The organism is Arthrobacter sp. MYb221 (assembly GCF_002979835.1).
Taxonomy (GTDB): Bacteria; Actinomycetota; Actinomycetes; order Actinomycetales; family Micrococcaceae; genus Glutamicibacter.
This window is the reverse complement of the sequence record NZ_PCPW01000034.1, coordinates 1-2,974: the sequence shown is the minus strand read 5'-3', so window position 1 is coordinate 2,974 and position 2,974 is coordinate 1. Positions and strand designations below refer to the sequence as shown.

At 59.2% G+C, this 2,974-nt stretch carries 5 protein-coding genes; 4 read left to right on the top strand and 1 reads right to left on the bottom strand.

Annotated elements, in window-relative coordinates:
• Positions 1–669, bottom strand: a 669-nt coding sequence (locus tag CQ015_RS18540; RefSeq protein ID WP_146114097.1) for a hypothetical protein, incomplete at its 3' end; no start/stop codon positions are given.
• 6 nt (positions 670–675) lie between these two features.
• Here CQ015_RS18540 and CQ015_RS18535 point away from each other — a divergent pair.
• Genes CQ015_RS18535 through CQ015_RS18525 form a run of 4 tightly spaced genes read left to right on the top strand, consistent with a single transcriptional unit; the run spans position 676 to position 2,933 of the window.
• Entirely contained in the window at positions 676–1,494 is an 819-nt protein-coding gene (locus CQ015_RS18535) for a hypothetical protein (protein ID WP_105650847.1), read from the top strand.
• A gap of 13 nt (positions 1,495–1,507) precedes the next feature.
• The gene (locus CQ015_RS18530) at positions 1,508–2,515 is read left to right on the top strand and encodes an HAD-IIA family hydrolase (protein ID WP_181150467.1); all 1,008 of its coding nucleotides are present in this window, start codon (positions 1,508–1,510) and stop codon (positions 2,513–2,515) included.
• Positions 2,516–2,520: 5 nt separating this feature from the next.
• The gene (locus CQ015_RS19090) at positions 2,521–2,691 is read left to right on the top strand and encodes a hypothetical protein (protein WP_181150466.1); all 171 of its coding nucleotides are present in this window, start codon (positions 2,521–2,523) and stop codon (positions 2,689–2,691) included.
• Positions 2,688–2,933, top strand: coding sequence for a S4 domain-containing protein (locus tag CQ015_RS18525; protein WP_105650846.1), 246 nt, complete (start codon positions 2,688–2,690; stop codon positions 2,931–2,933). Before CQ015_RS19090 ends, CQ015_RS18525 begins: the two co-directional genes overlap by 4 nt.
• Positions 2,934–2,974: the final 41 nt, after the last annotated feature.

Genomic DNA, 2,974 nt, shown 5'->3' with positions numbered 1-2,974 from the left:
GATAACCGCGGTGGTTTCAAGCGTGATGATAACCGCGAAGGCGGATTCCGTGGTGCCCGCGATGATAACCGTGGTGGTTTCAAGCGTGATGACAATCGTGGTGGCTTCAAGCGTGATGATAACCGCGAAGGCGGATTCCGTGGCGCCCGTGATGATAACCGCGGTGGTTTCAAGCGTGATGATAACCGCGAAGGCGGATTCCGTGGTGCCCGCGATGATAACCGTGGTGGCGGTTTCAAGCGTGATGATAACCGCGAAGGCGGATTCCGTGGCAGCCGTGACGATAACCGCGGTGGCTTCAAGCGTGATGACAACCGCGGCGGTGGCTTCAAGCGTGATGACAACCGCGGCGGTGGCTTCAAGCGTGATGACAACCGCGGCGGTGGCTTCAAGCGTGATGACAACCGCGGCGGTGGTTTCAAGCGTGATGACAACCGCGGTGACTTCCGAAGCAAGGGCGACCGCCCCGATCGCGGAACCCGTTTTGACGACCGGGGAGCAGAGGCACCTCGCGCTCACAACCCGGGCGACCTGCGCATCTCGAACCGTCCCGACCGTGAGCAGTCGCCAGAAATCGACGAGGACGTTACCGGTAAGGAGCTGGATCGCGTCGCACGCGCCCAGCTTCGCTATCTCGAAGAGCGTTCGGCAAGCTGGGTTGCTAAGCACCTTGTAATGGCCGGGCGTCTACTTGAAGAAGATCCAGAGCTGGCCTACGAGCACACACTGGCAGCTTCCCGTCGTGGTGGCCGTGTTGCGGTCGTCCGAGAAGCAGTTGGTATCGCTGCCTACCACGCAGGCAAATATGCTGATTCGTTGCGTGAACTGCGCACTCACCGCCGGATCTCCGGTTCGGACTACAACCTGCCGTTGATTGCCGACTCGTTGCGTGGCCTGGGCCGTGCCGAAAAGGCTATCGAACTGGCGCACTCCGAGGAATGCGCGAACCTGGAAACCGCAGTGAAGGTCGAAATGCATATGGTTGCGGCAGGCTGCTTCGGCGACTTGGGACAACTTGATAAGGCCCTGTCGGAACTGGAGTCCTTGGAGCAGCTAGACTTCAACCGTGCCTATTCGTTCAGCCCGCGTTTGTTCACCGCCTACGCTGATCTGCTTTCCGCAGCTGGACGTGGCGAAGAGTCAAAGCGCTGGTTTGCTCAGGTCGCTACTGCCGAGCGGGCCCTAGGCATCGAGGAAGAAACCGAATCCTTCATCGTGGATCTGGCTCCAGAGATGGACGAAGAGGATGAGCGTCCACGGGCCAAGGACGTGGTTGATGAAAACATCGTCGTCGTAGCTGATGAGCACGATGCTGTCGCAGAGGCCGACTCGGACGAAGCCGAGGAAGACGAAGTTGATGCCAAACTAGACGGTATCGACGAAGACGACTCAGTTGCCGAGCAGACCGGCATCGATGAAGAAGACGCACTGGTCGAGGTTCAAGCCGAAGAGGCCGAGGCTGAGATCGAGACCGAAACCGACTCCCAGAAGTAGGAACTAGTACCGAATGCTGATCTCCGGATTTGATTCTGTGCTTTCCGACCTCGATGGCGTCGTCTATGCGGGTCCCAATGGGATCCCCGACGCCGTCGAGTCGTTGAATGCACTAGCCGAAGTAAACGTCGCTCTGGCGTTCATCACCAATAATGCGGGGCGATCGCCGATGTCGGTCGCGGCCCACCTGCGTCAGCTTGGTGTGAAAACCGGTGCTGAGCAGGTTTTCGGTTCTGCCGATGCCGGCGCCGAAATGCTGGCACGCGAATTGAATCCGGGCAGCAAGGTCCTAGTGGTCGGGTCCCCGTATCTGCGTGAATGCATCGCGGTGCGGGGACTGGAAGTCGTCGAATCGCACAAAGACGAGCCGGTGGCGGTGATCCAAGGCTTCGATCCTAACGTCGCATGGAATGATCTAGCCGAGGCAAGCTATGCCATCAACAACGGCGCCCAGTGGGTTGCCACAAACACGGATCTCACGATTCCACGCGCCGAGGGCATCGCCCCGGGCAACGGTTCGTTGGTCCACGCGGTAAAACTGGCCACCGGTGTGACCCCACGTGTGGCCGGCAAGCCTGAATCCTATCTTTTCTCCCGCGCCGCGGACCGACTCGATTCTCGGCGCCCATTGGTAGTCGGTGATCGTCTTGACACCGATATTCTCGGTGGCTATCGGGCGGGGTTCTCAACCGCGCTGGTGCTGACCGGTGTAGATTCCCCGCGCACTGCGCTCGGGGCCCCGGTTGCCGAACGCCCAAACTACTTGATTTCAAGTCTCGCGGACCTCTACCGGCCGTACCCGACGATCAAGGTCCTCGGATATGGGGTTCAAGTCGGCGAGTCTGTAGCTAAGGTGGAAGGTGACTCCATTGAGGTCAACGGGAACGAATCGGACCTGAATGCCTGGCGGGCCGCGTGTCACGCATGGTGGCTGGCTCATTCGCGTCAGCAAGAACATGTCAGCCCAGAAATCCAGTTCACCTCCCGCGGATTGGATACCCTGCGACGAGCACAGAGGTGAATGACGTGAACATGGAACCCCCTCGCCCCAAGCCGGTAGCCCCCATGGACGACCAGCGGGTAGACGCAACGTTATCCTCGCTAGGGCAGCAGGATGTGATCTCGCACGCCGCAGTATATGAGCAGCTGCTCGATTCCCTCCAAGCCGAACTCAATTCCACGGAGCACCACGGATGAACCGACTCGATCAGGAACTTGTTTCTCGATCTCTGGCCCGTTCGCGCACCGAGGCCGCCAAGCTCATCGAGGCTCACCGGGTGTTGCTCGATGGAGTGTGCGTCACCAAGGCCGCCAAAAAAATTCCGACCACGGCCAGGCTCGAAGTGCTGGCCAGTATCGGCGAAGAATACGTTTCCCGAGCCGGGCACAAGCTTGCCGGAGCACTAGCCCAGGTATTTCATCGAGAGGCCAGTAATTAAGCGTCATTAACAAAGAAAAAGTGATCCTGAACTGCGAAAAT